Source organism: Bhargavaea sp. GQ12, assembly GCF_059758705.1.
In genome coordinates, this window is sequence record NZ_JCAXEU010000005.1 from 1 (window position 1) to 26853 (window position 26853).

General features: G+C 51.6%; 26 protein-coding genes, 1 tRNA gene and 1 pseudogene. 20 read left to right on the plus strand and 8 right to left on the minus strand.

Translation table 11 applies throughout. The features are described from left to right. Positions 1-107 precede the first annotated feature (107 nt). The gene (locus tag AC6CHQ_RS05990; RefSeq protein ID WP_251240733.1) at positions 108-272 is read left to right on the plus strand and encodes a YjcZ family sporulation protein; all 165 of its coding nucleotides are present in this window, start codon (positions 108-110) and stop codon (positions 270-272) included. Positions 273-284: 12 nt separating this feature from the next. Continuing rightward, positions 285-542 carry a stage VI sporulation protein F gene (locus AC6CHQ_RS05995; protein WP_092054045.1) on the plus strand — a complete coding sequence of 86 codons (258 nt, stop codon included), beginning with the start codon at positions 285-287 and terminating at the stop codon, positions 540-542. Positions 543-594: 52 nt separating this feature from the next. Here the strand turns inward: AC6CHQ_RS05995 and AC6CHQ_RS06000 are convergent, their stop codons facing one another. The 3 genes from AC6CHQ_RS06000 to AC6CHQ_RS06010 all read right to left on the minus strand — a co-directional run bounded on the left by AC6CHQ_RS06000 (position 595) and on the right by AC6CHQ_RS06010 (position 2329). Further along, a complete protein-coding gene (locus AC6CHQ_RS06000) occupies positions 595-1023 on the minus strand; it encodes a GNAT family N-acetyltransferase (protein WP_092054041.1) in 429 nt (142 codons plus the stop codon). 3 nt (positions 1024-1026) lie between these two features. Continuing rightward, positions 1027-1542: a 2'-5' RNA ligase family protein gene (locus AC6CHQ_RS06005; RefSeq protein WP_092054038.1), complete on the minus strand. Its 516-nt coding sequence runs from the start codon at positions 1540-1542 to the stop codon at positions 1027-1029. A gap of 64 nt (positions 1543-1606) precedes the next feature. Then, a complete protein-coding gene (locus tag AC6CHQ_RS06010) occupies positions 1607-2329 on the minus strand; it encodes an alpha/beta hydrolase (RefSeq protein WP_251239037.1) in 723 nt (240 codons plus the stop codon). A gap of 99 nt (positions 2330-2428) precedes the next feature. Between AC6CHQ_RS06010 and AC6CHQ_RS06015 the strand changes: the two genes are divergently transcribed. The 4 genes from AC6CHQ_RS06015 to AC6CHQ_RS06030 all read left to right on the plus strand — a co-directional run bounded on the left by AC6CHQ_RS06015 (position 2429) and on the right by AC6CHQ_RS06030 (position 6712). Continuing rightward, complete coding sequence (locus AC6CHQ_RS06015) at positions 2429-3010, plus strand: phosphatidylglycerophosphatase A family protein (RefSeq protein WP_251239038.1); 582 nt, start codon at positions 2429-2431, stop codon at positions 3008-3010. Positions 3011-3108: 98 nt separating this feature from the next. Further along, positions 3109-4104: a TAXI family TRAP transporter solute-binding subunit gene (locus AC6CHQ_RS06020; RefSeq protein ID WP_251239039.1), complete on the plus strand. Its 996-nt coding sequence runs from the start codon at positions 3109-3111 to the stop codon at positions 4102-4104. A 90-nt stretch (positions 4105-4194) separates the two neighbouring features. Then, complete coding sequence (locus tag AC6CHQ_RS06025; RefSeq protein WP_251239040.1) at positions 4195-4707, plus strand: DUF1850 domain-containing protein; 513 nt, start codon at positions 4195-4197, stop codon at positions 4705-4707. Further along, positions 4697-6712, plus strand: coding sequence for a TRAP transporter permease (locus tag AC6CHQ_RS06030; RefSeq protein WP_251239041.1), 2016 nt, complete (start codon positions 4697-4699; stop codon positions 6710-6712). The genes AC6CHQ_RS06025 and AC6CHQ_RS06030 overlap by 11 nt, the downstream gene beginning before the upstream one ends. A gap of 42 nt (positions 6713-6754) precedes the next feature. On the opposite strand, the gene AC6CHQ_RS06035 is transcribed toward AC6CHQ_RS06030, so the two are convergent. Further along, positions 6755-7258 carry an STAS domain-containing protein gene (locus tag AC6CHQ_RS06035; protein ID WP_251239042.1) on the minus strand — a complete coding sequence of 168 codons (504 nt, stop codon included), beginning with the start codon at positions 7256-7258 and terminating at the stop codon, positions 6755-6757. 245 nt (positions 7259-7503) lie between these two features. On the opposite strand from AC6CHQ_RS06035, the gene AC6CHQ_RS06040 reads away from it, so the two are divergent. Next, a complete protein-coding gene (locus AC6CHQ_RS06040; RefSeq protein ID WP_251239043.1) occupies positions 7504-7785 on the plus strand; it encodes a hypothetical protein in 282 nt (93 codons plus the stop codon). Between the two features lie 17 nt (positions 7786-7802). Here AC6CHQ_RS06040 and AC6CHQ_RS06045 read toward each other — a convergent pair. Continuing rightward, a tRNA-Val gene (locus tag AC6CHQ_RS06045) sits at positions 7803-7875 on the minus strand. Between the two features lie 222 nt (positions 7876-8097). Then, on the minus strand, positions 8098-8241 hold the full coding sequence (locus AC6CHQ_RS06050) for a hypothetical protein (RefSeq protein ID WP_177168223.1): 144 nt from the start codon (positions 8239-8241) through the stop codon (positions 8098-8100). 361 nt (positions 8242-8602) lie between these two features. On the opposite strand from AC6CHQ_RS06050, the gene AC6CHQ_RS06055 reads away from it, so the two are divergent. The 11 genes from AC6CHQ_RS06055 (at position 8603) to AC6CHQ_RS06105 (ending at position 24459) form a co-directional block, all read left to right on the plus strand. Beyond that, positions 8603-9991 (plus strand): aldehyde dehydrogenase, encoded by a 1389-nt coding sequence (locus AC6CHQ_RS06055; protein ID WP_251239044.1) that lies wholly within the window; start codon positions 8603-8605, stop codon positions 9989-9991. Positions 9992-10072: 81 nt separating this feature from the next. Further along, on the plus strand, positions 10073-11119 hold the full coding sequence (locus tag AC6CHQ_RS06060; protein WP_498081186.1) for a M42 family metallopeptidase: 1047 nt from the start codon (positions 10073-10075) through the stop codon (positions 11117-11119). 12 nt (positions 11120-11131) lie between these two features. After that, positions 11132-12619: a UDP-N-acetylmuramoyl-L-alanyl-D-glutamate--2,6-diaminopimelate ligase gene (locus tag AC6CHQ_RS06065; protein ID WP_498081141.1), complete on the plus strand. Its 1488-nt coding sequence runs from the start codon at positions 11132-11134 to the stop codon at positions 12617-12619. A gap of 139 nt (positions 12620-12758) precedes the next feature. Further along, a complete protein-coding gene (locus AC6CHQ_RS06070) occupies positions 12759-14333 on the plus strand; it encodes a peptide chain release factor 3 (protein WP_251239046.1) in 1575 nt (524 codons plus the stop codon). A gap of 166 nt (positions 14334-14499) precedes the next feature. Next, positions 14500-17580: an efflux RND transporter permease subunit gene (locus tag AC6CHQ_RS06075; RefSeq protein ID WP_498081142.1), complete on the plus strand. Its 3081-nt coding sequence runs from the start codon at positions 14500-14502 to the stop codon at positions 17578-17580. A 210-nt stretch (positions 17581-17790) separates the two neighbouring features. After that, positions 17791-18555, plus strand: a complete 765-nt coding sequence (locus tag AC6CHQ_RS06080) for a TerC family protein (RefSeq protein ID WP_251239048.1) — start codon at positions 17791-17793, stop codon at positions 18553-18555. 178 nt (positions 18556-18733) lie between these two features. Next, complete coding sequence (sigI, locus tag AC6CHQ_RS06085) at positions 18734-19480, plus strand: RNA polymerase sigma-I factor (RefSeq protein WP_251239049.1); 747 nt, start codon at positions 18734-18736, stop codon at positions 19478-19480. Beyond that, positions 19477-20808, plus strand: coding sequence for an anti-sigma-I factor RsgI family protein (locus AC6CHQ_RS06090; protein ID WP_498081143.1), 1332 nt, complete (start codon positions 19477-19479; stop codon positions 20806-20808). Before sigI ends, AC6CHQ_RS06090 begins: the two co-directional genes overlap by 4 nt. 93 nt (positions 20809-20901) lie before the next feature. Then, on the plus strand, positions 20902-22281 hold the full coding sequence (locus AC6CHQ_RS06095) for a TrkH family potassium uptake protein (RefSeq protein WP_251239051.1): 1380 nt from the start codon (positions 20902-20904) through the stop codon (positions 22279-22281). 219 nt (positions 22282-22500) lie between these two features. Continuing rightward, positions 22501-23931: an ATP-binding protein gene (locus AC6CHQ_RS06100; protein ID WP_498081144.1), complete on the plus strand. Its 1431-nt coding sequence runs from the start codon at positions 22501-22503 to the stop codon at positions 23929-23931. A gap of 81 nt (positions 23932-24012) precedes the next feature. Beyond that, positions 24013-24459 (plus strand): MarR family winged helix-turn-helix transcriptional regulator, encoded by a 447-nt coding sequence (locus AC6CHQ_RS06105; RefSeq protein WP_092050719.1) that lies wholly within the window; start codon positions 24013-24015, stop codon positions 24457-24459. Between the two features lie 56 nt (positions 24460-24515). Here the strand turns inward: AC6CHQ_RS06105 and AC6CHQ_RS06110 are convergent, their stop codons facing one another. Beyond that, positions 24516-25268: a DUF8580 domain-containing lipoprotein gene (locus AC6CHQ_RS06110; protein ID WP_498081145.1), complete on the minus strand. Its 753-nt coding sequence runs from the start codon at positions 25266-25268 to the stop codon at positions 24516-24518. Between the two features lie 74 nt (positions 25269-25342). Continuing rightward, a pseudogene (locus AC6CHQ_RS06115) lies at positions 25343-25525 on the minus strand (YkvS family protein); the annotation flags it as partial. Between the two features lie 115 nt (positions 25526-25640). Here AC6CHQ_RS06115 and AC6CHQ_RS06120 point away from each other — a divergent pair. Further along, positions 25641-25844: an aspartyl-phosphate phosphatase Spo0E family protein gene (locus AC6CHQ_RS06120; protein ID WP_251239055.1), complete on the plus strand. Its 204-nt coding sequence runs from the start codon at positions 25641-25643 to the stop codon at positions 25842-25844. 139 nt (positions 25845-25983) lie between these two features. Further along, positions 25984-26853, plus strand: coding sequence for an NAD(P)-dependent oxidoreductase (locus tag AC6CHQ_RS06125; protein ID WP_498081146.1), 870 nt, complete (start codon positions 25984-25986; stop codon positions 26851-26853).

The following is a 26853-nucleotide window of genomic DNA, read 5'->3' on the forward strand; positions in this document are numbered from 1 at the left end:
CATTATTGGGCAGCGGGCTTTTATGTTTCATGACCTTCCGGGCAATCGCCCTTCCCCCAATTGGGGGACCGCCATACCTTACAAGGAACAGGAAAGGGGGGAGTGCAATGTTCGGTTGCGGTTATGGCGGCGGTGGCGGCTACGGCGGTGGCTGGGGCTGCGGTTATGGTGGCGGTGGCTACGGCGGTAAGTCCAGTGGCGGTTCGATGTTCGTGCTGATCGTCATCCTGTTCATCCTGCTGATTATTGTCGGCAAAAGCTACAACTGCTAAGGAGGAGACTGGATGAACGAGTCGCTCTTCAAGAAAATCGAGAACAAGACTGGTGTCTCGATGGATGAATTGTTTGCGTTGGCCAATGCAATCCAGCACGCCAATTTCCAGGATGAGCGGCAAGTGAGGAAGATCATCCGGAAAGTCGGGCGGCTGGCGAAGAAAGATGTTTCACAGCAGCTCGAGGACCAGATCGCCGCATCCATCCTGAAAAACGGCAATTCCCTGAATGTCGGGGATATCCAACGGATGATCGATAAAAACGGCTGAGCCGCAAAATAAAAATCCGCGTCAGACAAAGTTGTCTGCGCGGATTTTTGTGTTAAACCGATTTTTCCATGACGCGGTGCGGGATGCCTGCATCCATGAATTCCGGCGAGGTCACCATGTAACCGATCTTTTCATAAAACGGGACAGCGTGGTTCTGTGCGTTGAGCCGGATTTTGCTGAGCCCGGCATTCCGGGCATGCTCTTCCAGCATCACCATCATCTGCTGGCCAAGGTGCTGGCCACGGTATTCGGGCAGTACACAAACCCGTTCAACTTTTCCGATGCTGTCACCGATGTCCCGGATCCTGCCGGCCGCAATCGGACGTTCGCCGTCATATGCGATGAAGTGGACAGCTTCGTCGTCCAGCTCGTCCAGCTCGATATGGATGGGCACGCCCTGTTCCTCAACAAAGACCGCCTTACGGACGGTAAAGGCATCCTCGCGTTCCGTTTCGGTCGAGGCGAGCTTCAGGCTGACCATCGATCACTCATCTCCCGACAGTGTAAAGGTTTCGTAAACAGTCCATGGACCGTCCTCTAGCTGGTAGAGGAGATGCACGCGATCGATCGTCTCCTTATGCTCAAAGTTGTCCATCTTGACCTGGCCGATGATATCGTCATGCTCACCGTCGGACATTTTTTGGGCAATCGTGATGTGGGGTACGTATGGATGGTTTTCAATGTTTTTGATGAAATCGAGGCTGAGGGCCTCGCGAAGTGCAAGGATTTCATCATTCGGTTCAATCTTGAGGTAAATCGCATTTGTGATCGGTGCAAACGTGCTTGCCCTCATCACCTTCAGCTCGAACGGCTTTTGTTTGGCAGCGACCTCAAGGAGTTCGGCTGCCGCTTCCTTCATTTCCTTTCCTTCGAGCGTGAACGGCCCCACGACAGTCATATGGGGTGGAATCAGGGCGTAGTGTGCATCATAGCGCTTTCGGTATGTGTTGGTCCTGTCCTGCAATTCTTTTGAAGGGAATGCAACGATTCCGTATTTCATGCGAAGACCTCCTTTTATGTGTTCTCCCTTAAGGATATCAGAAAGTTCACCGATTGGTTAATCTTCACTTTCCGAAAGCAAACCGGATGGCGCGTTCGAGATCTTTCTGCCAGTATTTCCAGGTGTGCTTGCCATCAAATTCTTCATAGAATGACGAAAACCCTTTTTTCTCTATTAAGTTCCTCAGTTTTCGGTTCGGATTCAAAAAGTCATCGATTTCCCCTGTGGTGGTCGGGACTTCGGTCTCGCCTGTTCCGATAACCTGATAGATGTCGAAGGATGCGGGATCCTGAACGGATTCGACAGCTGCCAGCACTTTTTCATCGGCATAGGGGGAGTGGCAGACGACTTTGCCAAAACTGTTCGGATACTTGCATGCCGTCATCAGCGAGACCGTGGCTGCGAGCGAATCACCAATCAGGCCGCGCCCTGCGGCCATCTGGTACGTTGGAAACTCGGCATCGATGAACGGCACGAGCTCATGGGCGATAAACCGGATGTAGTCGCTGTTCCGGTCGCCGTCGGGATGATACATCCTTCTGCGTTCGCTGACGCTCTTGTAGGGGACACCGACGACGATGAGCCGCTCGATCGCATCTTCCTCGTACAGTTTTTCAAGCAGCCGGGTCATCCGTCCGTACTGAAAATAGTCTTTTCCGTCCGATGCAATCAGCACCGAGTGTTTATATAGGTCGGAATAGTTCTCGGGAAGATAGACAAGCAGTTCCATCTCTTCGCCGAGCGCTTCGCTTTTAAAAGTCAATTCGTTGATGCGTCCTTTTTTCAAACCATATCCTCCTCATGCAACGTATAGATAAAATTGTAGCATACTGAATAATGCAGGTATAATGTGTGCATGCGTCCAGCAAAGAAAGGGGAAGTTGTCATGTTTGACCAAAGCAGGAAAGTCCCGTCCGCAACAGTCACGAAAGCCGCGAAAGATGCCCTCACACGCCGCGGGGTCAGCATCGAGGCCATTGCCAAAATCGTCTATGAGATGCAGGCACCATACAATGATGGGCTGAAGCTTGCCCACTGCATCGAGTCAGTGGAGAGTGTTCTGGAAAAACGTGAAGTCCAGCACGCCCTGCTCGTCGGGATCGAGCTTGACGTACTCGCTGAGAAAAAGCAGTTGTCCGAGCCCCTTCAGTCGATTGTCGATTCGGATGAAGGTCTTTTCGGAGTGGATGAGACAATCGCACTTGGTGCTGTCTACACGTACGGCAGCATTGCGGTGACCACCTTCGGCCACCTCGACAAAAACAAAATTGGGGTCATCAACCATCTTGACACGAAAAAGGGCATCGGGGTGCATACTTTCCTGGATGACCTCGTCGCCAGTGTGGCTGCATGCGCATCATCCCGGATTGCTCACCGTACCCGTGATCTTGAAGAAAAAGGGGAAACTTTCAAGGAGCTTCCGCCGGATGAGACGGCGCCGGAAAGCAATGTGGACGGTGCCAAGTAAGTATGTCAACGTTTTCAAGAAAGCGTTGACATGCGAAAATAGTCTCAGTAGAATGAAAACTAGTATGACCAACTTAATAGAGAAGGGGAGGATCATCCATGAAAAAGAAATTCCGGTTTTTGGCTATCATCGGAATCATTTCGCTATTTATGCTGGCAGCTTGTGGGGGCGGCGACAGTGCCGACAGCGGCAGCAGTGAGGGCGGTGGAGACGAAGGCTCAAGCGATATTAAGTTCCTCAGTATCCTGACCGGCGGAACGCAAGGCACATACTATCCGCTCGGAGGTTCGTTCGCGGAGTTCATCTCGGAAGAGACGGGCATCAAGACAACTGCGGAAAGCTCCCAGGCTTCTGCAGCCAATATGACTGCGCTTGCTGATGACACAGCGGAAATCGCATTCGTCCAGACGGACATTGCTTATTACGCCAATAAAGGTGAACTGATGTTCGATGGACAGGCGATTGACAATGTTTCCGCGCTCGGCGCGCTTTATCCGGAAACGATCCAGCTTGTTACGACGGAAAAGTCAGGCATCAAGTCTTATGACGACCTGAAGGGCAAAAAAATCTCTGTAGGCGCTCCGGGTTCCGGTACGTATGCAAATGCGGAGCAGCTCCTTGAAATCCACGGTCTCACAATGGATGACATCGATGCGCAAAACTTGGACTTCGGCGAATCCACTGAAAGCCTTCAGTCCGGCCAGATCGACGCGGCATTCATCACTTCCGGTACACCGACAGGGGCTGTTGAAGGACTGAACGCAACGACACAGGTCTACATCGTTCCGGTTGAAGATGCCAAAGCAGATGAACTGATCGAAAAGTATCCGTACTATGCAAAAGACACGATTGCTTCGGGCACATACGGACTGACCGAGGATGTTCCGACTGTATCCGTAGGAGCAATGCTCGTCATTCAGAACGACATTCCTGAAGATGTTGTTTACGACATCACGAAGGCCATCTATGAAAATACAGATAAGATCACGCATGCAAAAGGACAGCTGATCAAAGCTGAAAAAGGCCTTGAGGGCATCGGTATTCCTGTCCACGATGGTGCACAGAAATACTTCGACGAAGTAAACGGCAACTGATTTCGCCGTAACATGCAGTGAAGCGATGAAGCCGTGCTTCATCGCTTCACTTTGTTCTTTTTAAATGGCCGGATGATAAGGGGGGACGTGATGCGGAAAGTGCTGGGCACTGCATTGCTCATGGTGTCATTTACATGTGTTCTCGCAGTCCCGTTTTCAGACGCCTTTGTGTTTACGGAGACCCGCTCGGACAATCCGGCCATCCACTACATACGGCAGACGGAAGAGGACCGATTCGTCATCCGGTATACCCATTCAATCCATCTGACGGATGTGATTGAAACTTATGAGGTGACAGATGATAGCAGAATCCGTCTTCTCCGGATGGAATACGAGGACCTTGCAATCGGCATGCCGGGCCATGCGGAGGAAGGGGAGACCTTCACCGCCGAGGACGGCCGATACACGCTTGAGTATGAAAATCGTGTACTCGACTCGTTTGTCCTATTTGTGGCGGATATCGATACGGACCTTGAATTCCTGTGCGGCGGACGCAGTTATGATTTGAAGAAACTGCTGGAGCGGGGATCTTCTTACCGTTTTGAATCAAGAAAATTGTCCCTACTGGAGTTATTGAAAGGAGTGAATATGAATGGCAGATGAGAAATCAATGAGGGAAGAGCAGAATCTCCAGCTGTCCGAGGAAGAGCAGCAGGAGCTGCTGAAAAAATATGACCCGGAATCCAACACCCGTGACGTTCGGGGGCTTATGAAGAAAATTGTTTTCTTCGGTCTTCTGGCTTTTTCTGTTTTCCAGCTATACACCGCGATTTTTGGACAGTATACAGCCTATATCCAGCGCTCTGTCCACCTGGGTTTTGCCCTGTCTCTTATTTTCCTTCTGTTCCCGTTTCGCCGTAAATCGGCCAAAAAGAACAGAGTCCCGTTTTACGATATTATCCTGGCGCTGCTTTCGATTGGCGTCGGCCTGTACTGGCCGTTGCAATACGATGAATTGGTCATGCGTGTCGGACGGGTGACCGATCTCGATATGACAGTCGCCATCCTGGCCGTCTTACTGACACTCGAAGCCTCACGGCGGGCTGTCGGCCTGCCGATTACGATTATCGCATCGGCATTCCTGATCTATGCGTTTACCGGACCATACTGGCCAGGATTCCTGGCGCATCGCGGACAGGACCTGACGGCACTTGCCCAGTTGATGTTTTACACGACCGACGGGGTGCTCGGTACACCAATCGGAGTGTCGGCCACGTTCATCTTCGTCTTCCTCCTTTTCGGAGCCTTCCTCGTAAAAACAGGTGTGGGTCAGTACTTCAACGATTTGGCTGTGGCATTGGCCGGGAAACTGACCGGCGGCCCGGCGAAGGTGGCTATCTTCTCAAGTGCCCTCCAGGGAACCATATCAGGGAGCTCTGTAGCTAACGTGGTGACTTCCGGTTCGTATACCATTCCGATGATGAAGAAGCTTGGCTACCGCAAAGAGTTTGCCGGGGCGGTAGAAGCCTCGGCTTCCACCGGCGGACAGCTCATGCCGCCAATCATGGGAGCAGCGGCATTTCTGATGGTCGAATTCATCGGCGGCATCACTTATTGGGAAATTGCAAAAGCCGCTGCCATTCCGGCGCTGCTTTACTTCTCGGGAATCTGGATCATGACACACTTTGAGGCCAAACGGGTCGGGCTGTCCGGTCTTTCGGATGACCAGCTTCCAAACCGGAAGGAAGTCTTGAAGAAGATTTATCTTCTGACCCCGATTCTCGGAATTATTATCTTCTTGCTCGTCGGTATCCCGACAATGCAAGCCGCGCTCTGGGGAATCGTACTGACGATTGTCGTCAGCGCGTTCGACAAACAGACCCGCCTGAACTTCAAGGACATGATCAATGCCCTTGTTGACGGGGCACGGACAGCATTGGCTGTTGCGGCGGCAACGGCATGTGCCGGCATCATTGTCGGTGTCGTTGTCAAGACCGGTCTAGGTCTGAGCCTGGCCAACGGGCTGATTTCAGCCTCAGGCGGACATCTCTTCCTGACACTGTTTTTCACTATGCTCGCAGCGATCGTTCTGGGAATGGGCTCACCGACAACGGCGAACTATGTCATCACTTCGACGATTGCGGCTCCCGCCGTCATTGCCCTGCTCATGATCGACGAGCCGTCAGGCGCAGCAGTACCGGTTGTTGTAGCTTTATCTGCTCACTTGTTCGTGTTCTACTTCGGAATCATTGCAGATATCACACCTCCGGTCGCACTCGCAGCATTTGCAGCATCCGGAATATCTGGAGGAGATCCGATCCGGACAGGGGTCAACGCAGCGAAGCTCGCGATTGCAGCGTTTATCATCCCGTATATGTTCGTCTATAACCCCGCGATGCTGATGATTGATGCAAGTGTCCTTGAAATCGTTTGGGTGACCGCAACAGCATTAGCCGGTATGATCGCGGTTGGTGCCGGCTTCGTCGGCTTCTGGTATCGCAAGCTAAACTGGCTGGAGCGTATACTCGCTCTTGTGGCTGGCGGCATGCTGATTTTCCCGGAAGGCATGACCGACGTATTCGGATTTGCCCTGTTCGTCATTCTTCTCGCCATCCAGTTTGTGACTAAGAACAAAGGTGGCAAGCAGACCATTTCGACTGCATCCTAAACAGAACCCCTGCAGAAAAAATTCTGCAGGGGTTCTGTCTTTTTAATTCTTCCCGTTATCTTCGGTCAACTCCATACCCCTTAGCTTCATCAGGTGCTGGAGAGCAGCGCGGAAAGTGGAAAATGACTTGAGTTTGTTTACAAAAGGAAGTCCGGACAATGCGACTTCGCGGGCGAATTGGGGAGTGAATCCGACTGTAATCACTTCAATGCCCATCAGGCTGAGTGATGCCGAAAGCTCTTCGACAGAATTGCCGAACACCGAGAGGCTCTCCGTTTGTTTGATGGACAGTGCGGTGAAGTCGAGTATCGCAGTTTGGGTGCCTGTCATGGAAACATGATCGAGTACCTTCGTGACGACTTTTTTTGAAAGCTCCGGTGTCAGTTCTCCGGCGAACGGCACCAAAATCGTATCCGGCATTATCGACGGGATGATGGGTACCATGATCTGGCCGATGAGTTTCTCCAATTCATCAACTTGTGTTCTCAGCTGATCGATTGTGTGCTGTATTTCTTCCGGGGTTGGCCGGGTCTGTTGGTCATTCATCTTGGATTCCTCGCTGATTGTATTTTGATCGTATGTATATCACTATTATACGTTTATTTCTGAAATAGGCTATTTTTGAACCTCAGACGGAAGAAAGGCCGTTTTCAATAACGATCAAACCTGTCCAAGCAAGGAATGAGCAGATTTATAATAGAACAAAGTCGGAATTTATCATTTTTAAGAAGGAACTGTTTATCTGTCTGTCGAATGTAGCGGCAGAACAATATGGTTAGGGGATATTAAGAGTGATTAATAAAGTAGAGGAATTGGAAGTAACGACCTACTTGGGAAACAGCCGTGAAAGCATTCGGAAAAAGGTGGAACTGCTTGTTGAAGAATTGCCGGCAGGTATTGAAAAGGCCAGATCTGGAGATGCAGAAGCAGCCGCAGTCTATTTATCCGCGACCTATAAGGTGTTATCTTCCGCACTGGAAGAAGAAGCGATTGCCTTTGAGAAATATTTGGATGAAAGTCCAAGTCAAAGTACCCATGAGGCGTCCAGAAAAGACAAAAAAACGCATCCCTAGGGATGCGTTTTTTATGATGATTCCGACTGGGCTCGAACCAGCGACCTCTACCCTGTCAAGGTAGCGCTCTCCCAGCTGAGCTACGGAATCAAAACTGGGATGTTGGCTTGGTTGTTCTCTCAAGCACATTTACAATAATACAAGGGGAAGCAGGTAAAGTCAACGTCATCCTTAAAATAAAACTTTTCAGATATCAGTGCGGAATATCCGGGAAATGGCTAAGGACCGTCCCCCGGATATAATCGGCTGGACGGTCCTTATGTATGCACTGCATCTTTACCGGCTGACGGCAAATATCGCATCGTCACTTAGTTATTGCTCCTGGGGAACGGTTTCTTCAGCTTCCGAGAAGTAAAGGAAGTTTTCCTCTTCCAGCTCGGTTAGCCGCTCGCGGTTAAGTCCCAATTCAAGATTTCCCGTAAACATATGATCCCACCATTGTTCTTGTTTCATCATGTCATTTCCTCCTTGATCTTTTCGTTGTTTGACCTTCTATACCCCGCATGATCGGAATCCGAAACAGAGTGAGGAACAAAACAAGCCGGAAGACCTATATTTCTATCTGACCGGGAAAGAGGAGCGTATGAAACTGTAAGGTGCGATATCCGCCGCCTGGAGGCCGGGATGCATGGCGGGCAGGCAACAACTTTTCCTGCCCATATCCAAAGGTTGCCCGAGTCGGGAGCCGTTTATGAGCTTAAAAAAAATTTAACAATCCGTCAGGTCATCCGGATAGGAATAGAATATCCCGGTTTATGTTTTGATATCCGGGGCCGCCGGCGATAAGATGAAGAAAGAATGAAAGGAGTGGTTGAACATGGCTTTTACGGATACGCAGGCAGGCGGCATCGTCGCCCGGCAGCGGGAATATTACTGGACCGGCAAAACGAAGTCAGCCCAATTCAGGAAAGACAGGCTGGTGGACCTTCATGGAGCGATCCGGAAAAGGGAAAAAGATATTTCGGATGCACTTGCAAAGGATCTCGGCAAAAGTGAATTCGAATCATACATGACGGAGATCGGCTTTGTCTTATCCAGTATTCGGGAAATGGCTTCCAGCATCGGAGAATGGATGAAACCGGAACCGAAAAAGACGCCGATTCATTTCCAGCCGGGGAAAAGCTTCGTCATCCGTGAGCCATGGGGAACGGTGCTGATCATCGGACCTTTCAACTATCCTTTCCAGCTTGTGATCGAGCCGCTTGCGGCGGCAATTGCCGGTGGAAATACGGCCGTCCTGAAGCCTTCCGAGACGACGCCGCACGTTTCTGCCGTCATCCGAGAACTGGTTGCAGATACATTTCCGCCCGAATTTGTGACAGTCGTGGAAGGAGGCAAGGAAGAGACGTCGGCTCTGATCCATGCGCCGTTTGATTTCATGTTCTTCACGGGCAGTGCAAAAGTCGGATCGATCGTCATGAAAGCTGCTGCCGAGCGGCTTGTGCCCGTTGTCCTCGAACTCGGCGGAAAAAGTCCCGCCATTGTTGACCAGACCGCCGACCTCCGCATGGCAGCGGAGAGGATTGCATGGGCGAAATTCACGAATGCCGGTCAGACATGTGTGGCGCCGGACTATTGCCTGGTTCACCATACTGTGAAGGATGAGTTTCTGGAGGAGTTAAAACAGGCGGTCAAGGGTTTTTACGGCACTGATCCTTCAGAATCTCCGGATTATGCCCGGATCGTGGATGAGCGCCAGTTCGACAGGCTGCGGGAGATGATCGACGAAGAGCGTGGCCGGATCCTTTCAGGAGGGCGGATGAATCGGGATACCGGCTATATCGAGCCGACGGTGGTTGACAGCCCGCCTGTTGGAAGCCGGGTGATGGAGGAAGAGATTTTCGGTCCGATACTGCCGGTTTACGGCTATTCCAGCCTGACGGCGATCATCCGCTCGATCCGCGAACGGCCGAAGCCGCTTGCCGCTTACCTGTTCTCCGAGAATCAGGGCGCGATGGATACATTTCTGTCCGAGCTCCCGTTTGGCGGCGGCTGCATTAACGATGCGCTGTCCCATGTCGGAAATACGGCACTGCCTTTCGGAGGCGCTGGCCCGTCCGGGATCGGAAGCTATCACGGCAAATATGGTTTTGATGCTTTTACACATGAAAAGGGCATCCTAAAGCGCGGGACCGCCTTTCCGGTCAGGATTGCATTTCCTCCTTACGGCAACCGCCTCAAGCTGATCAGGCGTTTTCTGAAATGATGCGGTGCATCGTGACGGACACCCTCTCTAGGCGTATAATGAAAACTGGACTTTTTCAGTCGGGGGGAACGCAACTTGAAGATAACATTTGAACTCGAACAATCGCTTGAAATCCTTGAAAAACTCGTGAATACACCGAGCCCGTCCGGCTACACGGCGGACGTCATGAAACTGGCTGCGTCATATCTGGCCGAGAGCGGGGCTGAGCTGACAAAAACGAATAAGGGTGCCGTCATCGCCACGTTCCGTGGGGAAGATGACAGCAAGAGCCGGCTGATCACGGCACATGTCGATACACTCGGCGCCATTGTAAAGGAGATCAAACCTTCGGGCCGCCTTAAGCTGGACAAAATTGGCGGATTCAACTGGAATGCCGCCGAGGGTGAATATTGTACCGTCCATACGGCGGACGGCCGGAAAATCCGCGGGACGATCCTCATGCACCAGACAACCGTCCATGTTTACCGTGACTCCGGAAAGGCAGAGCGGAGCAGCGACAACATTGAAGTCCGTCTTGATGAAAGGACCGGAAGTGCGGACGCCACCCGGGCGCTCGGAATCGAAGTCGGAGACTTTGTCTCATTCGACCCGCGTTTTGAGCGGAGCGGCGGCTACATCAAGTCCCGTCATCTTGACGACAAGGCGAGCACGGCTCTCCTGCTCGAGCTGGCGGCCAGACTAAAGGAAACCAGTGAGAAGCTTCCGCATACTTTGCATCTCTATATTTCCAATAACGAAGAAATCGGGTTTGGCGGCAACGCATCGGTTCCCGATGGGACCGTCGAATACATTGCATTCGACATGGGAGCGATCGGCGACGGGCAGTCTTCCGATGAATATACCGTGTCAATTTGCGTGAAGGATTCTAGCGGGCCTTATCATTACGGCCTGACGCGGCACTTGGCGGATCTATGCAAAAATGACGGCATTCCGCACAAGCTGGATATCTATCCTTATTACGGATCAGACGCGTCAGCGGCGATCCGCGCAGGATTTGATGTCCGGCACGCGCTTTTCGGTCCGGGAATCGAATCGTCCCATGCACTTGAAAGGACACATACGGATTCCCTGGAAGCAGCGGCACGCCTGCTGAGGGCTTACATTCTCTCGCCGCTCGCGGAAGACTGAGGAGGAAATTAGATGGAAACAACAGAATTATTGGCACATCTCCCGTTCAGGGAAGTGATCGGGATGCTTCCGGAAGAAGTAACGGACATCGCTGTGGATTCCCGGGCGGTCCAGCCGGGCGGCGCTTTTATCTGCATCAGCGGATACACCGTGGATGGCCACGACTATGTGCCCCAGGCGCTTGCAGCCGGTGCAAGACTCATTATTGCGGAGCGGCCGGTTGAGGCGGATCCGGAAAAAGCTGCCGTCGTCATCACGGATGATACGGCACGCGCGGAAGGACTTCTTGCGGCCGCTTTTTTCGGTCATCCTTCAAAGTCGATCCGCATGATCGGCGTCACCGGAACAAATGGCAAGACCAGTGTGGCGAATATTATCGATGGCATTCTCCGCTACAGCGGGCGTAAGTCGGCATCATCCGGAACAATCGGTTTCAATCTGAACGGTGTCCTCTATGAGTCGGCCAATACGACAACTGATTCCCTCACAACCCAGCGCATGATCCGCCAGGCACTGTCGGAAGGGTGCGAGGCGATGACGATGGAAGTGTCCTCCCACGGCCTTGTCGAAGGCCGTCTGTCCGGTACGGAATTTGATGTAGCGGTGTTCACGAACCTAAGCCATGATCATCTGGACTATCACGGCACGATGGAACACTACGGCTATGCGAAGGGGCTACTGTTCTCGCAGCTGGGCCAAGATACATCCACGCCAAAATTTGCTGTGCTGAATGCGGATGATCTTTGGTCTGACCGGTACCGGCAAATGACGCCGCATCCGGTGATCAGTTACGCAGTTGAATCAGAGGCGATGTTCAGGGCACGCGATATCCGGCTCGCAGCCGGCCGCACTGTCTTTCTGATGGATACGCCTGAAGGGGAGCGCCAGGTCACGATGAACCTGATCGGCGGCTTCAATGTTTATAACGCGCTGGCTTCGGTGGCTGCCCTTTACGCATACGGATTGGGGCTGGATGAGATCTTGGCAGGACTCAGCGGGCTTCCCGCCGTTAAAGGGCGGATGGAACGTGTCGAGACGGACCTTCCGCTCACAATCTATATTGACTATGCGCATACACCGGATGCCATTGAGAAGGCAATCGCTTCTGTTCTGCCCTATAAAAAGAACAAACTCATTTTCCTGGTTGGTACAGGAGGAAACCGGGACCGCTCAAAGCGGCCGATCATGGCGGAAAAGGCTTCTGTCGCCGATTATGTCATACTCACGACAGACGATCCTCGCCATGAGGAGTATGACTCGATTACATCAGAACTTGAAGCAGGCATGACGCATAAGAATTATGCCTGCATCGGTGACCGTGAGCAGGCTGTACGGCACGCGGTGAAAATTGCGGATGAAGGGGATATCATCCTGTTCGCAGGAAAAGGCCATGAAGATTTTCAGATTATCGGGAACACGAAATACCCGCATAGCGATGCCGAGATTGCGCTTCATGAAGCGGAAAAGAAATTCGGACGCAAGGCCGGCACCAGGGACTGACTCAGATAAGCTGGTCATTTACAGGGAAGATAGGTGCCGGAAAGGTTCGCCTTTCCGGCCCTTTCCGTGAATATCGCTTGAAATCGGACTCTCCGGTCCCTATGATGGGGAAAGCTGAAACAGATGAGGAGAAATGAAAATGGAAGACCAATTAAAACACGAAATCGCATCGAGAAGAACATTCGCGATCATCTCCCACCCGGATGCCGGGAAAACGACGATGACCGAGAAGCTGCTGTTTTTTGGTGGAGCGATCCGGGATGCGGGAACCGTCAAAGGAAAGAAGTCCGGGAAATTCGCCACATCCGACTGGATGGACATCGAGAAGCAACGCGGCATTTCGGTCACGTCCTCGGTGCTCCAGTTTGACTATGACGAGAAGCGGGTCAACATCCTGGACACCCCGGGACACGAAGACTTCAGTGAAGACACCTACCGGACGCTCATGGCTGTCGATTCGGCTGTGATGATGGTCGACTCCGCAAAAGGGATCGAGCCGCAGACCATCAAGCTGTTCAAGGTCTGCCGCATGCGGGGAATCCCGATCTTCACGTTCATCAATAAGCTCGACCGCCAGGGCAAGGAGCCCCTTGAGCTCATGGAAGAACTCGAGGAAGTGCTCGGCATCCAATCCTATGCGATGAACTGGCCGATCGGCATGGGCAAAGAATTCATGGGCATCTACGACCGCCACAACCGCCGGGTGGAGCTCGCAAGGACAGAAGGGGAAGAAAAATACCTGGAGCTCGGCGCTGACGGAGATCTTGCGGCACCTAATCCGATCCAGGACTCTTCCTATTACAGCCAGGCGCTGGAAGACATTATGCTGCTTGACGAAGCCGGGAACGACTTTGACGAGGAGCGTGTGCAAAAAGGTGAACTGACACCGGTCTTTTTCGGATCCGCACTGACCAACTTCGGTGTTCAGACGTTTCTGGAAACCTTCCTCCAGTTTGCGCCACAGCCGCAGCCGCGCAATATGGAGGGTGGCGGCAGCGTCAACCCTTACGATGACGAGTTCACAGGCTTCATCTTCAAGATCCAGGCGAACATGAACCCGGCACACCGTGACCGGATTGCGTTTGTCCGCATCGTCTCGGGCGAGTTTGACCGCGGGATGCAGGTGACCGTCCCAAGAATCCCGAAAACCTTCAAGGTCAGCCAGTCCACACAGTTTCTTGCAGATGACCGGGAGACCGTCAACATGGCGGTCGCAGGGGATATCATCGGGCTTTATGATACCGGAAACTATCAGATCGGCGATACGATCACCGGCGGCAAAAAGAACTTCGCCTTTGAGCCGCTGCCTCAATTCACTCCGGAGCTGTTCGTCAAGGTGTCCCCGAAGAACGTCATGAAGTCCAAGCACTTCCATAAAGGAATTCTGCAGCTGGTCCAGGAGGGTGCCATCCAATACTACAAGACGCTCCATACCGAGGAAGTCATCCTCGGAGCGGTCGGCCAGCTCCAGTTTGAAGTGTTCGAACATCGCATGAAGAGCGAGTACAACTCCGAGGTGATCATCCAGCACATCGGCCAGAAAGTGGCCCGTTGGATTGAGAACGAGGGGGATGTAAAAGAGTCCATGACAGGCCCGCGTGCCATGCTCGTCAAGGACCGCTACGACAACCTCGTTTTCCTTTTCGAAAACGACTTTGCCCTTCGCTGGTTCCAGGACAAACATCCGGACATCAGGCTTTATAGCTTGCTCTGATCAGCAGGCTTTCATGCATATCCAGACAGGTGGCAGCAGGCCGGACCTTCCAGCAAGGGACCGGCTTTGCTGCCGCCTGTTTTGGAGATTGAAGGTGCGCTGAACATTGAGGGTGGCAGGCGCTTCCGGTATGATGGACATAGCTTTTTGAAAAGGGGAAAAAAGGATGAAGATAAGCGGTTTTTCGATCAGGCGCCCGGTTTTTACGATTGTGACGATGCTCCTTGTACTTATTTTGGGAGCTGTTTCGTTCATGAAGATCCCGCTGACGCTCATACCTGAACTTAACCCGCCGATCGCGGTCGTGGTGACGAGCTATCCCGGAGCGGGACCGGAGGAAGTGAGCGAGAAAGTTACGAAACCGCTTGAAACCAGTTTGTCTACGCTCCCCGGCCTGAAATCGATCCAGTCGACTTCCCAGGAAGGCGCAAATCTGATCTTCCTAGAGTTTGACTGGTCTACGGAGATCGATGATGTACAGATGGATGTTCTGCAACGGATCGACCAAACCCCCGTTCCCGATGATTCGGGAAAACCTCGGTTCATGAAGTTTGACCCGTCGCAGTTTCCGGTAATCCAGCTGTCCCTGCGTTCCGATAAAGAATCCGGAGATATCCGGGAAATCGCGGAATCGCTTGAAACGGAACTGAGAAGGACGGAAGGCGTTGCAAGTGTCACCGTATCCTCTTCGCTTGTCGAGGATGTGCAGATTGTCCTGGACCCGGGCAAGCTTGAAGATAACGGGCTTGCCCAGCAGGATATTGTACAGGCTATCCAGGCCAACAATGTTTCCATGCCCGGGGAGCCGGTGGAAACGGATGACGGCAAGCGGCTGACCACGCGCATCGTCAGCACATTGACCTCAGTTGAGGAAATCGGGGATCTTGTCCTGACAGTCAATCCGATGGACGGTGCGGAAATCAAACTTTCAGACATCAGTGAAATCAGTCTTTCCCCTGAGGACGGGGGAATGGAGACAAGGACCAATGAGGAACCGTCTGTGATCATGTCGGTCCTGCAGGAGTCCGGCGCAAACACCGCGGAAGTGTCCGAATCCTTCAAGGAATCGCTGGACCGGCTGCTTGCACAGCCTGAATATGAGGGGATGACGGCAGATATCCTCTTTGACCAGGGAGACTATATCCAGCTGGCCATCGGAAACATCGGTCAATCACTCATTCTGGGCGGCATCTTCGCCATGCTCATCCTGTTCCTGTTTCTGAAATCGGTGCGGAGTCCGATCATCATCGGCGTGGCGATCCCGTACTCGGTCATTGTCACATTTGTCCTGATGTATTTCTCGGACTTCGCACTTAATATCCTGACGCTCGGGGCCCTGGCTCTCGGAATCGGAATGCTGGTCGACAACTCCATTGTGGTCATCGAGAACATTGAGCGGCATCTAGCCATGGGCAAGAACCGCAAGCAGGCCGCACTTGACGGAACGAAAGAAGTGGGCGGGGCTATTACAGCTTCCACACTCACCACGGTTGCCGTATTTCTGCCCGTCATCTTCATCTCGGGTCTGATCGGCCGGATTTTCACGGAGTTCGCCATGACGATTTCATTTAGTCTCCTGGCCTCCCTGTTCGTTGCGCTGACGGTTATCCCGATGATGGCATCCCGTATGCTCAGAAAGCCGAAGCGTGATCTGGAGACACGGCGCAGGCGTTCCAAAGCATATGGGAATTTCGAGCGCTCAATCAAGTGGTCGCTTTATAACCGGAAACTGGTCCTTGGTTTGACAGCTGTTCTTCTTGCTGCAAGCGGGTTCGGCATCTATAGGGTCGGAACAGAATTCCTTCCGGCGACGGATGAAGGATTTGTAAGCATCACGGTCAACATGCCGGACAATGCGTCAGTAAAGGCGACCGGTGATGTCATCAGAAAGATCGAGGAACGCTTGAAATCTGAAGACGATGTTGATGTGTATGTCAGCCTTACCGGCGGCACCCAGCAGGGACTTGCCCAGGGAACTGGCGAGGCTGACCGTGGAGAGCTTTATGTCAAGCTCAAGCCGCTTTCGGAGCGGGACCGGTCCGTGTTCGAATTCGTCGATGATATTCAGCCGGATATCCAGGGGATGGGCGGTGAAGGCACTGAAATCAACTTCAATCTCCAGACGGCTGCCGGTTCATCTCCGAATACGCTGTCCTTCACGATGACGGACACGGATCAATCACGCCTGGACAAAGCTGCGTCAATGGCGGTTGCCCGTCTGTCGGAGATTGGGGGCGTCACGGATGTCACCAACGATCTGACCGATGGGGTCGAAGAGATCCTGATTGAAGTCGACCGTGCTGCGGCATCCGCGAATGGACTCGCTCCTGCCCAAATCGCTTCCGCTGTCAATGACATGACCCGGGGTGTAACAGCGTCACAGATTGTTGATGAGGCCGGAGATGTCCATGCTGTGCGGATCAGAACCGGCGGGAACAACCTCGACAGTATTGATGCGCTCGGACAGCTCAAGCTCCGCGCGCCGTCCGGTACGTTCGTAACCCTGGAAAGCCTGGCGGATATCGAAGTTGCCGAGGGGCCGGCAGCCATCCGACGGGTTGACCAGGCAAATGCAGTACGCTTCACTGTCCACTATGCATCCTCCAGAACGCTCGGTGAAGTGACAGGGGATGTGGAGCGTGAGCTGGAAAAGGCAGGGCTGCCGGAAGGAACTGACATTTCCTATAGCGGTGACAGGGAACTGTTCGAAGACTCGATCGACGACATGATCATGGCGGTTATACTGGCTATGGTACTCGTTTACTTTGTCATGGCTGCGCAGTTCGAGTCGTTCAAATATCCATTTGTCATCATGTTCACTGTGCCGCTCATGATTATTGGGGTATCATTCGCCCTGTTGCTCACCGATATCCCGATCAGCGTTTCTGCTGTAATCGGGATCCTGATACTGGTGGGGATCGTCGTGAACAATGGGATTGTACTCGTTGACTACATCAATCAGCGGAAGGCGGAAGGCATCCGGTCTTTGGACGCTATTATCATCTCTGTCAAAGACCGTGCAAGACCGATTCTGATGACCGCATTAACGACCATCCTCGGGCTTCTTCCATTGGCCCTGGGAATCGGGGAAGGGACGGAGATCAACCAGCCGATGGGAATCGCAGTGATTGGCGGTCTCATCAGCTCCACCGCCCTGACCCTCTACATTGTGCCGGTCGTATATAGCCTGTTTGATCGTGAGACGAGGAAAATGAAAAAATCCGGGACATCCGATCGCCCGGTGTGATACAATAAGCCAAGGAAAACTGAATGAACTTTGACTTAGTGTCAAAGGGGAGTAGCTATAGGGAAACCTATTTCATAATCGTCATTACATGGCCATGCCATCGGTTATGATAGCCTGATTCCGGGAATTACCGGATGAGGGCTTAGCAAGACCTTTGCCCTTTTTTCGGGGTAAAGGTCTTTTTGTTTTCCAAAAAAGGAGGAAATGAATTTGGAAGCTATTTTACTCGAATATGCATGGGTGCTTGTCGTCCTAGTTGTCTTGGAGGGGCTGCTGGCTGCTGATAACGCGGTAGTCATGGCGGTCATGGTCAAGCACTTGCCGCTGAAACAGCGGAAAAAAGCCCTTTTCTATGGGCTTTTGGGAGCATTCGTCTTCCGCTTTGCAGCACTTTTCATGATCACTATTCTCGTCGATGTCTGGCAGATCCAGGCGCTTGGTGCAGCGTACCTGCTCTTTATCGCCTTCAAGAATCTTTACGATATGAGGAAGAAGCACGGTGAGGACGAGGATAATCTCAAGGAGCCGAAAAAACAGTCCGGCTTCTGGATGACCGTCCTGAAAGTCGAACTGGCGGATATTGCGTTTGCCATCGACTCGATGCTGGCTGCGGTAGCCATCGCAATCACATTGCCTGAACTCGGCGACTTTGACATCGGCGGCATCAACGGCGGACAGTTTGCGGTCATGTTCTTCGGGGGACTGATCGGTCTGATCATCATGCGATTTGCCGCGACATGGTTCGTCCGTCTGCTGGATCGCTATCCGGCGCTCGAGGGAGCCGCTTTCGCAATTGTCGGCTGGGTCGGGGTCAAACTTCTCGTTCTGACACTCGGCCACCCGGAACTGCAGATTATCGATCCGGATTTCCCGCACTCGACAATATGGAAAACAACCTTCTGGTCGGTATTGCTGCTTATCGCAGTAGTCGGTGTTCTCATCGGGCTCAGAAACGACCGAAAAAAACAGGATTGACTTTAAAAGAGACTGCCAACCCGGCAGTCTCTTTTATATGCATTCATCCACCGGAAATCCACCCCCTAAAGCACCGGTAGTTGTCGAATAATATGAAGGACAAGGAATGACCTCTTTCCAAATACCGGGATTGCCGATACAATCAGTTTATCGAAACCAGGGTCAGGAGAGGTCAATCGTGTTAATCACGGCTTTCAACGGATTCATGAATCGGAGAAGTGGTGAAACCGCGGATGTGGAAAATCGAGTTCTTCTTGCCCAGAACGGCTCGGGCGAAGAACTGGATGGACTTCTCCGTGCTTATTCCCCCTTTCTGAAAAAAGCAGCCTACTTGGCGTGCAACCGTTATATCGATGAACATGATGATGAATACAGTATCGCACTTGGCGGCTTCCATGAAGCTGTCATGAAATATGACCGCAGCCGGGATGCCTCTTTTATGGCATTCGCTCATCTTGTCATCCGGCGAAAGCTGATTGACCATCTCCGGAAAGAGTCCCGGAACAGTCTTAACGGACAACTTGCCATAGGGGAAGAAACCGCGGCGGCAGCGGAAGAGTCCGCTTCCCTCTCAAGATATGCCAAGGCTCGTGAGGTTGAAGATCGACGCGAAGAAATCAGAAGGTATTCGGAGCTTCTCGATAAATTCGGCCTTTCGTTCAGCGAATTGGCAGATGTCTCCCCGAAGCATGCGGATGCAAGGAGGACTGCCATGGATCTTGCTGTGATCATCTGCAGCTCCGAAGAACTGATGCGAGAGACCCTGCGCAAGAAGCGCCTTCCAATCCGGAAACTCGAGAAGTTGGTCGGTGTCTCCAGAAAAACGATTGAACGACATCGTAAGTATATTCTTGCCATGGTGATATTAAAGGACAGTGACCTGCCGATGCTCAATGAGTATTTAAAAGGATGGATGCCCGAATGATAAACAAGACCAGGGGGATCATTGTCGAACAAAATAATGGAAATGTGACCATCCTGACTCCTGACGGACAGTTTATCCGGGGAGTGGCGGAAGGGCAGGAAGTCGGATCCGAAGTACTGGTCACGCCTTTGCTTTCCCAAAAGCGTTCGTATCAGTCAGCAGGCCGAAAGTCCATTCCTGCCATTGCAGTACTGGCCGCAGCCTTGCTTCTCGTGCTTTCATCACTTTTCCTGCCTTTCAGAGAACCGGCACTTGCCTTTATCCAGCTGGAAGTGAATCCGTCAGTTGAGTTCGGCATCGATCAAGAAGGGAAGGTCCGGGAACTGGCCGCCCTCAATGACGATGGGGCTGCACTGATCAGGGAGCTCGAAAATTGGAACGGCAAAGAAGTGACGAAATTGATTAGCCTGATTTTTGCTGAATATGGAGAAACTGACGGGGAACTGGCGGTCACAGCGGTCCGGACAGGCGATGAAAAGTTGGCCGCTGCACTTGACCGGACTGTTCGGTTTATAGAAGGGGCAGCGGGAGAAGAAGGAATGCTCCTGCGTTTGTCTGAAGCCGAACCGGAAATGCTTGAGCGGTCCCGGGAAAAAGGCATTCCGATCAGCCGCCTGATTCAGCAGGAAAGAAAATCAGGCGAACCTGCACCTCTCTCGCCGCAGCAGGAGAAGAAACCAGATCCAAAAACGGACAAGCCCCGAATTATGTCTCCTGATGATCCACCTGCTCCGGAGCGGAAGGAAGGAACACCGGACCCGGCTTACACGCCAAAATCTGATGCGAAGCATAAGCCGGCATCCGGCAATTCCGAACGGCCGGCGGAAGGCAGCAAGAAGGAACCTCGTCCGGTTAAGGACAGGGAACAGGAAAAGCCGCCGAAAACAAAAAATCCTCCAATTCAACAAAAACCGGAAGTACAGAAAAAGCCTTCCGGTAAGCCCTCGGAAAATGATACGCAATACAAGAAGCCTCAAACACCTGGAAAGCCGGAAAACACAAGGCCGCATCCCCAAAAAGGGAATCCTGACAAGAACAACAACGGAAATCCGAAAGGAGCGGAGCGGGGAGGGAACGGTAATCCTCCGGCTCACGCAGGCCCAAACAAAACAAGCCCTCCTCCCGGCCATGCGGGACAGGACAAGCAGTCTTCGCCGCCATCCCATTCAGGGCCGAAACCGGGGAAGGAAGAAAATCCGTCCGGCAAGGATAAACCTGTGCCAGGACGATCGGAATCACCCGGAAAAGGCCAGCCTGATAAGGGAGGGCACCAGAATAACAACAGCGGAAACGGGAAAGGTGGAAATGGAAAGGGTCCCGGCGACTGAGGCGGTGCTGTTTCCATCCGCCTTTCTTTTTTTGGCGTATTTCTATAAAATGAGACATCATGCAAGGTTCATCAGAAAGGACATGGGCTCACTATGGCATACAAAGAACTGACACGGCGGCAGAAGATGCTTTCCAGGATCAGAAATCAAAAATTGACACCTGCCCGCGTCCTTGTCATTTACTACTTTTTTGCAATCACCATTTCGGCCATATTGCTGAACCTTCCTGGTGTTCATCGGCCAGAAGTTGAAATCAGCTTTATAGACAGTTTGTTCACGGCTGTGAGTGCAGTGAGCGTGACCGGGCTTTCCGTAATCGATCTGAGTGCCACCTATACGACATTTGGCATTGTCATGTTCATGGTCGTTCTCCACTTCGGAGGGATCGGGGTCATGTCGATCGGTACTTTTTTCTGGCTGCTGATCAGAAGAAGGATCGGGTTGCGGGAAAGGCAATTGATCATGGTCGACCACAATCAGTACAGCATGGCCGGGGCGGTCAAGTTGATTCGGGAGATTATGAAGATCATGATTCTCATCGAACTGGTCGGCGGAAGTATCCTGACGCTCTATTTCACTAAATACTATGAATCGTTTAGGGATGCCCTTCTGAACGGGATGTTCCATTCGGTCACGGCTACGACCAATGCCGGCTTCATGATCGGCAGCGATTCGATGTTTCCCTATTTCAATGACTATTTCGTCCAGCTTGTGACAATGGCGCTGATCATTCTCGGTGCGATCGGTTTTCCTGTTCTGATTGAAGTGAAGCGTTTCCTGACAAATAAAGAGCCTTCATTCCGGTTCACGCTGTTCGCCAAAATCACCACGGCTACATTCGGTATTCTTTTGGTTGCCGGGACGGTTGTTATCCTTTTGATCGAGTCTTTCCATTCGTTCCGGGGGATGCAGTGGCATGAAGCGCTCTTTGCCGCAATGTTCCACTCGGTTTCGGCCCGTTCCGGCGGATTGACTACAATGGATATCACACAGTTCAGTGAAGCGACAGAAGTGTTCATCAGCTTCCTCATGTTTATCGGGGCATCTCCCAGTTCGGTGGGAGGGGGGATCCGCACCACTACTTTCGCAATTGCGGTCCTGTTTCTCATCAACTTCGCAAGGGGCAAGGACATCATTCAGATTTTCGGCAGGGAGATCAAACTCATTGATGTATACCGGTCGTATGCAGTGGTTCTCATTGCCGGCCTTCTGGTACTCCTGTCAGTGATGATCATGTCCATTACGGAAGATGGCATTCCGCTGACCGCACTGATATTTGAAATTACTTCTGCCTTCGGGACCTGCGGCATGTCTTTGGGCATCACTGAAGATCTGAGTGTTGTAGGCAAGTCGATCATCATGTTCCTCATGTTTGTCGGAAGGGTCGGCCTGATTTCATTCCTTTTCACATTGGGAGGTAAACCGCAGAAATTGAATTACAGATATCCTAAAGAGCGGGTCATTATCGGTTGATCACTCGAAAAATAGCGAATAAGCATGAAAAGGTCTCCGAATAAATGTAAACGGCAAACCTTGACCCCACCGGCTGAATATGAGTAAATAGTCTTATATTGTGAACGGTAAAAATATGGAATAATCAGAATAAAACTTCTTGATTGGTCAGACTTGCCAAGTCATATTTCTAATCTGGTTTCCATAAGCTAGTCCAAAACGGAAAGGCTGGTGTGGGACATGCCGCAAAATTCTATCATGGAAACAATCGATTTCCTGTTCGACGAAACCGAAGATGCAGTTGTGATGGTCAATCGGAAAAATGAATGCCTGCGGTCCAATCCCAAAGCTGTCAGTCTGCTTGGCCTTACACCCGGGAGCATGATGGATCAAGTGCTGCAAAACGGCCAATTGGACGGATGGACAACCTTTATTGAGCAGGTTAATCCTGGAAAAAAAGTGACGTCCCGTTTTGCTTTGGAAAATGAAGGTCATATATATCCTGATATTGAAGTCATCGGAACAGTTTTCAGGCATTCCAATGAAATGATTCTCCGTTTCAAGATGGAAAAACCCAAAACCTCTGATGTCAAAAAGGATGCTCGTGCCTATCACAGTATTTTTCATCATGAAGTGAACTGTTATTTTGTGCTCGGAACAGATGGACTCATCCAAGATGTCAATGAACGCGTTGAGTACTTTTTCGGTCTGAAACCGGATGAGCTGATCGGATGCTCATACAAAGAATTGCTCAAGGTGGGAATCACAGAAAATGAAGTTGGAATCGTCCAGACAGGCATTGAGAATAACGGAAAAGCGGAGTTCAAATACCGGTTCGTATCAGCAGACGAAGAAGAGCGTTTTTATCATGTTTTTGTTTACTTCGATTCTAAGGAAGAGCTATATGTCGCTTTGATCAGAGACGATACTGAAAAAGTGATTTTGAAGCAGCAAATGGAGCATAGCGGATCACTCTCCGCCGTAGGTCAGCTGGCTGCCAGCATCGCCCATGAACTTAAAAATGCCATGACATCTGTCAGAGGTTTCACAGAACTGCTGAAGCTGACCACTGATCAGGATTCAGCACGTTATGTAGACGTCATCGACAGTGAAATGAGCAGGATGGAGTCTCTGATGGGAGAGTTCCTATCACTGTCCAAACCATCCAACCAGGAGGATGAGGTGTTCGAGCTATCCGATTGCCTGGCGGATGTTGTCATGGTTATGGAACCGCAGGCGTTAACGAGGAAAATCAGTATCTTCATGGATGTCCAGCTGGATGCTGATGTCACAGTCAAGGGGAAAAAGCATCGCATGAAGCAGGCATTTATCAATCTGTTCAAAAATGCCCTGGAAGCTTCAGAACCCCATACAACGCTCATCACTTCCATCGAGCCGTACGATCAGGATCATGTCGTTGTGGCATTTAGTGACGAAGGCAGCGGGATGACGGATCAACAGATCAAACAGGTGTTTCTGCCGTTCTTCACGACGAAGAAGGAGGGGACCGGCCTCGGTCTGCCGTTTGTTCTCGAAACTGCCGAGTCGATGGGCGGGCATCTGTTCGTCAAATCCGAGCCGGGCAAAGGGACGCGGTTCGAGCTGCTCCTTCCTATCCATGGAAAACTGGCGGTCGAGCAAAAAGACCATAATGCTTTGCTTATCCAATGAGCTTTTTATCATGCGGCTTTGACACTTTCCGGAAATACGTCCTATAATGAATACAGCAGAAACTCGGCAGGGGATGAAATGATGAAGGAAAGCGATAGCCAGCAATCATTAAAGTTATTTGTCGTCCTTTCAAGGGCACATAAGGTCATCACAGAAAGGGCATACAGGCTTTTTGGAGAGTATGGACTTAATCCGACTGAATTCGCGGTGCTCGAACTTCTCTATCACAGGGGCAGGCAGCCGATCCAGAAAATCGGTGGCAAGATCCTGCTGGCAAGCGGATCGATGACTTATGTCATCGACAAACTGCAGAAACGGGGCTATCTCGATCGGACAACCTGTGAAACGGACCGGCGCGTGACTTTTGTTGATATCACAAAGGAAGGCAGGGAACTGCTCGACAGGATTTTCCCTGTTCATGAGCAGAATCTCCATGAACTGTTGGGAGCGCTCAGTGCTGAAGAGAAGGACACGGCAATCGAACTGCTCAAGAAACTCGGCCTATCCATTAAGGATCTTTCCAAATAATCACAAACTCACAGAAAAAAAGACCGGATTTCCGGTCTTTTTTCTTACTGCCTGATTTATTTTTGTCCAATGGTGGCGCCCATGGAAAGAAGGGCATCTGTTTGGTCGGCTTCCGGCTTGTCGAAGACTGTAAGGCGGACTGTCATGCCGTCTTTCTTGAACACAGCCCCTGTAGTAAGGCCTTCTCCGTTTTCCAATTGTCTGAGCACCAATTCTTCTATGCCGTCAGCTTCGGCGAGATTGTACTCATCGGATACATCTTTTGCTTCTCCACCGTCAAATTCAAGGGAGCCGATCATCTGCTCGGTGAGCATCGCATAGTCGGCATCGGTACCGAATACTTCGATCCTCATGAAGACCTGCTCGTCTTCATTCCAATAAAGAACGTCCTTGTTCGGCTCTTCTGAGGTCAGCTGATAGCCATCCAGAACATAGAGGGAGAAGTCCATGACATCACTTTCGGTCAGCTTCGCCTGGGAGGTCTGCTGCTCGCCTCCGGACTGGTAGGTCAGTTCCCGCTCTGGGCCCCGTTGTTCCGCCTGTTCACCTGGAGAAGATTCTTCTGCAGATTCCTCGTCTTCTGCAGGCTTTTCGGCCGAATCCGCTTCTTCTGGAGATTCTTCTTCTTCGGCTGGCTGTCCGTCTTCCGTTTCAGTCTCCTCGACGGCATCACCGTTTTGATTTGCTTCTTCTTCCTGCACCATCTGAGTGTCTTCCTCCGGCTGGTCCGCTTCTTCGGCAGTGCCGCAGGCTGCCAGCAGCAGGATGGCCGTTGCTGATAAAGTCGCATGTTTCCACTTACGTTGCATGATTGCAGATCCTCCTTTTACTTGGTCAGAAAACCCGGCTGTCCGGAAAATCTGTACGTAGCCTATGTATCGGATCAGTCGTTGCTGCCGTACAATATCTTATAGCGTTTATGGTTGACCACGGTTTTTTCTTCGATTTCCAGTTGTTTGAAATTCTCCATGAACGTCAGGTCGACGATGACCGAGTTTTCATTGACCTTCTCTACTATACCCTGAAGTCCATCTTTGAACTCAATGATGTTTCCCACTTCGGCAATTTGCATCCGTAACGCCCCTTCCGGTAGATTTAACAACAGTTTGCCTTAAATTCTCTTTTGAGTAAAGAATTTTTAGTTGTTTTTCTGACGATACTGACCCGACAAGGGAGGTTCTATGAAACTGTCCATAGACGAGCAGATTGAAAAGATGCGGGAACGGATGTCCGGAAGCGCGGCGGAAAAAGGGCGTGTTCACCCGGATACAGTACGGCTTAGCCGGCAGTTGGATGAACTGCTGAATCTTTACTCGCCTGGAAATGAAGGCCGTCATGAAAGAAATCTTTCGGGAAAAACAAAAAAACCATTTTTTGATGTTTAGAGCGCCCAAAATCAGGATATATTACATTTGAACACAGCAACATTCTCATTTCCCCCTTTACTTGGACGGTTCGCCTGGCGAACCGTCCCTTTTTTTTGCTCCGATTTGCTACAATGGAGAAAAGAATGGGGGGATTCGAATGAAAAATGGGAAGAAGATTGCATTTATCGGCGCAGGGGTCATGGGAGGGCCGATGGCAGGCCATCTGATGGACGCCGGGCACAGCCTCACCATTTATACGAGAACCAGGGAAAAGGCGGAAGCACTTATCCAAAAAGGAGCGCATTGGGCCGCAAGTCCCGCGGAAGCGGCAGACGGGGCAGAAGTCATCATGACGATGGTCGGCTATCCGAAAGATGTGGAAGAAGTGTATTTCGGGGAACAGGGGATTTTCAGCACGGCCGGCAGCGGAGCGGTCCTGATCGATTTTACAACTTCCTCACCACAGCTTGCCGTACGTATAGCGGAACAGGCAGAGTCGGCAGGCTGCTCGGCTGTCGATGCCCCGGTTTCAGGCGGCGATGTCGGCGCGCGGAATGCGACGCTCTCCATTATGTGCGGAGGACCTGAAAAAGCATTCAGCGAAATTCTTCCGCTGCTTGAAAAGGTTGGACAAAATATTGTGCACCACGGGCCTGCCGGTTCCGGTCAACATGTGAAAATGTCTAACCAGGTCGTCATTGCCACGAGTATGATCGGTGTCTGCGAAGCGTTGGCTTATGCTGTGAAGTCCGGACTCGACCCTGAGCTTGTGCTCAAGTCGATCTCGGCAGGCGCGGCGGGTTCCTGGACGCTCAGCAATCTGGCACCACGGATGCTTAAAGGTGATTTTGCCCCCGGTTTTTACATCAAGCATTTCCTGAAAGATCTGAGGATCGCCCTTGATGAGTCAAAGTCAATGGGTCTGGAGCTTCCGGGAGTGGCGCTGGCGGAGCGGATGTACACGGCACTTGCCGAGACGGGCTCGGAAGATGAAGGGACTCAAGCATTGTACAAGCTATATCTGTAG

Coding starts and splice junctions, on each gene's coding strand:
- AC6CHQ_RS06000 (WP_092054041.1), bottom strand. CDS start 1,023: ATGGTCAGCCTGAAGCTCGCCTCGACCGAAACGGAACGCGAGGATGCC.
- AC6CHQ_RS06120 (WP_251239055.1), top strand. CDS start 25,641: ATGAAACTGTCCATAGACGAGCAGATTGAAAAGATGCGGGAACGGATG.
- AC6CHQ_RS06055 (WP_251239044.1), top strand. CDS start 8,603: ATGGCTTTTACGGATACGCAGGCAGGCGGCATCGTCGCCCGGCAGCGG.
- AC6CHQ_RS06125 (WP_498081146.1), top strand. CDS start 25,984: ATGAAAAATGGGAAGAAGATTGCATTTATCGGCGCAGGGGTCATGGGA.
- AC6CHQ_RS06075 (WP_498081142.1), top strand. CDS start 14,500: ATGAAGATAAGCGGTTTTTCGATCAGGCGCCCGGTTTTTACGATTGTG.
- AC6CHQ_RS06070 (WP_251239046.1), top strand. CDS start 12,759: ATGGAAGACCAATTAAAACACGAAATCGCATCGAGAAGAACATTCGCG.
- AC6CHQ_RS06035 (WP_251239042.1), bottom strand. CDS start 7,258: ATGAATGACCAACAGACCCGGCCAACCCCGGAAGAAATACAGCACACA.
- AC6CHQ_RS06025 (WP_251239040.1), top strand. CDS start 4,195: ATGCGGAAAGTGCTGGGCACTGCATTGCTCATGGTGTCATTTACATGT.
- AC6CHQ_RS06110 (WP_498081145.1), bottom strand. CDS start 25,268: ATGCAACGTAAGTGGAAACATGCGACTTTATCAGCAACGGCCATCCTG.
- AC6CHQ_RS06030 (WP_251239041.1), top strand. CDS start 4,697: ATGGCAGATGAGAAATCAATGAGGGAAGAGCAGAATCTCCAGCTGTCC.
- AC6CHQ_RS05990 (WP_251240733.1), top strand. CDS start 108: ATGTTCGGTTGCGGTTATGGCGGCGGTGGCGGCTACGGCGGTGGCTGG.
- AC6CHQ_RS06005 (WP_092054038.1), bottom strand. CDS start 1,542: ATGAAATACGGAATCGTTGCATTCCCTTCAAAAGAATTGCAGGACAGG.
- AC6CHQ_RS06095 (WP_251239051.1), top strand. CDS start 20,902: ATGGCATACAAAGAACTGACACGGCGGCAGAAGATGCTTTCCAGGATC.
- AC6CHQ_RS06065 (WP_498081141.1), top strand. CDS start 11,132: ATGGAAACAACAGAATTATTGGCACATCTCCCGTTCAGGGAAGTGATC.
- AC6CHQ_RS06090 (WP_498081143.1), top strand. CDS start 19,477: ATGATAAACAAGACCAGGGGGATCATTGTCGAACAAAATAATGGAAAT.
- AC6CHQ_RS06100 (WP_498081144.1), top strand. CDS start 22,501: ATGCCGCAAAATTCTATCATGGAAACAATCGATTTCCTGTTCGACGAA.
- AC6CHQ_RS06050 (WP_177168223.1), bottom strand. CDS start 8,241: ATGATGAAACAAGAACAATGGTGGGATCATATGTTTACGGGAAATCTT.
- AC6CHQ_RS06020 (WP_251239039.1), top strand. CDS start 3,109: ATGAAAAAGAAATTCCGGTTTTTGGCTATCATCGGAATCATTTCGCTA.
- AC6CHQ_RS06105 (WP_092050719.1), top strand. CDS start 24,013: ATGAAGGAAAGCGATAGCCAGCAATCATTAAAGTTATTTGTCGTCCTT.
- AC6CHQ_RS06015 (WP_251239038.1), top strand. CDS start 2,429: ATGTTTGACCAAAGCAGGAAAGTCCCGTCCGCAACAGTCACGAAAGCC.
- AC6CHQ_RS05995 (WP_092054045.1), top strand. CDS start 285: ATGAACGAGTCGCTCTTCAAGAAAATCGAGAACAAGACTGGTGTCTCG.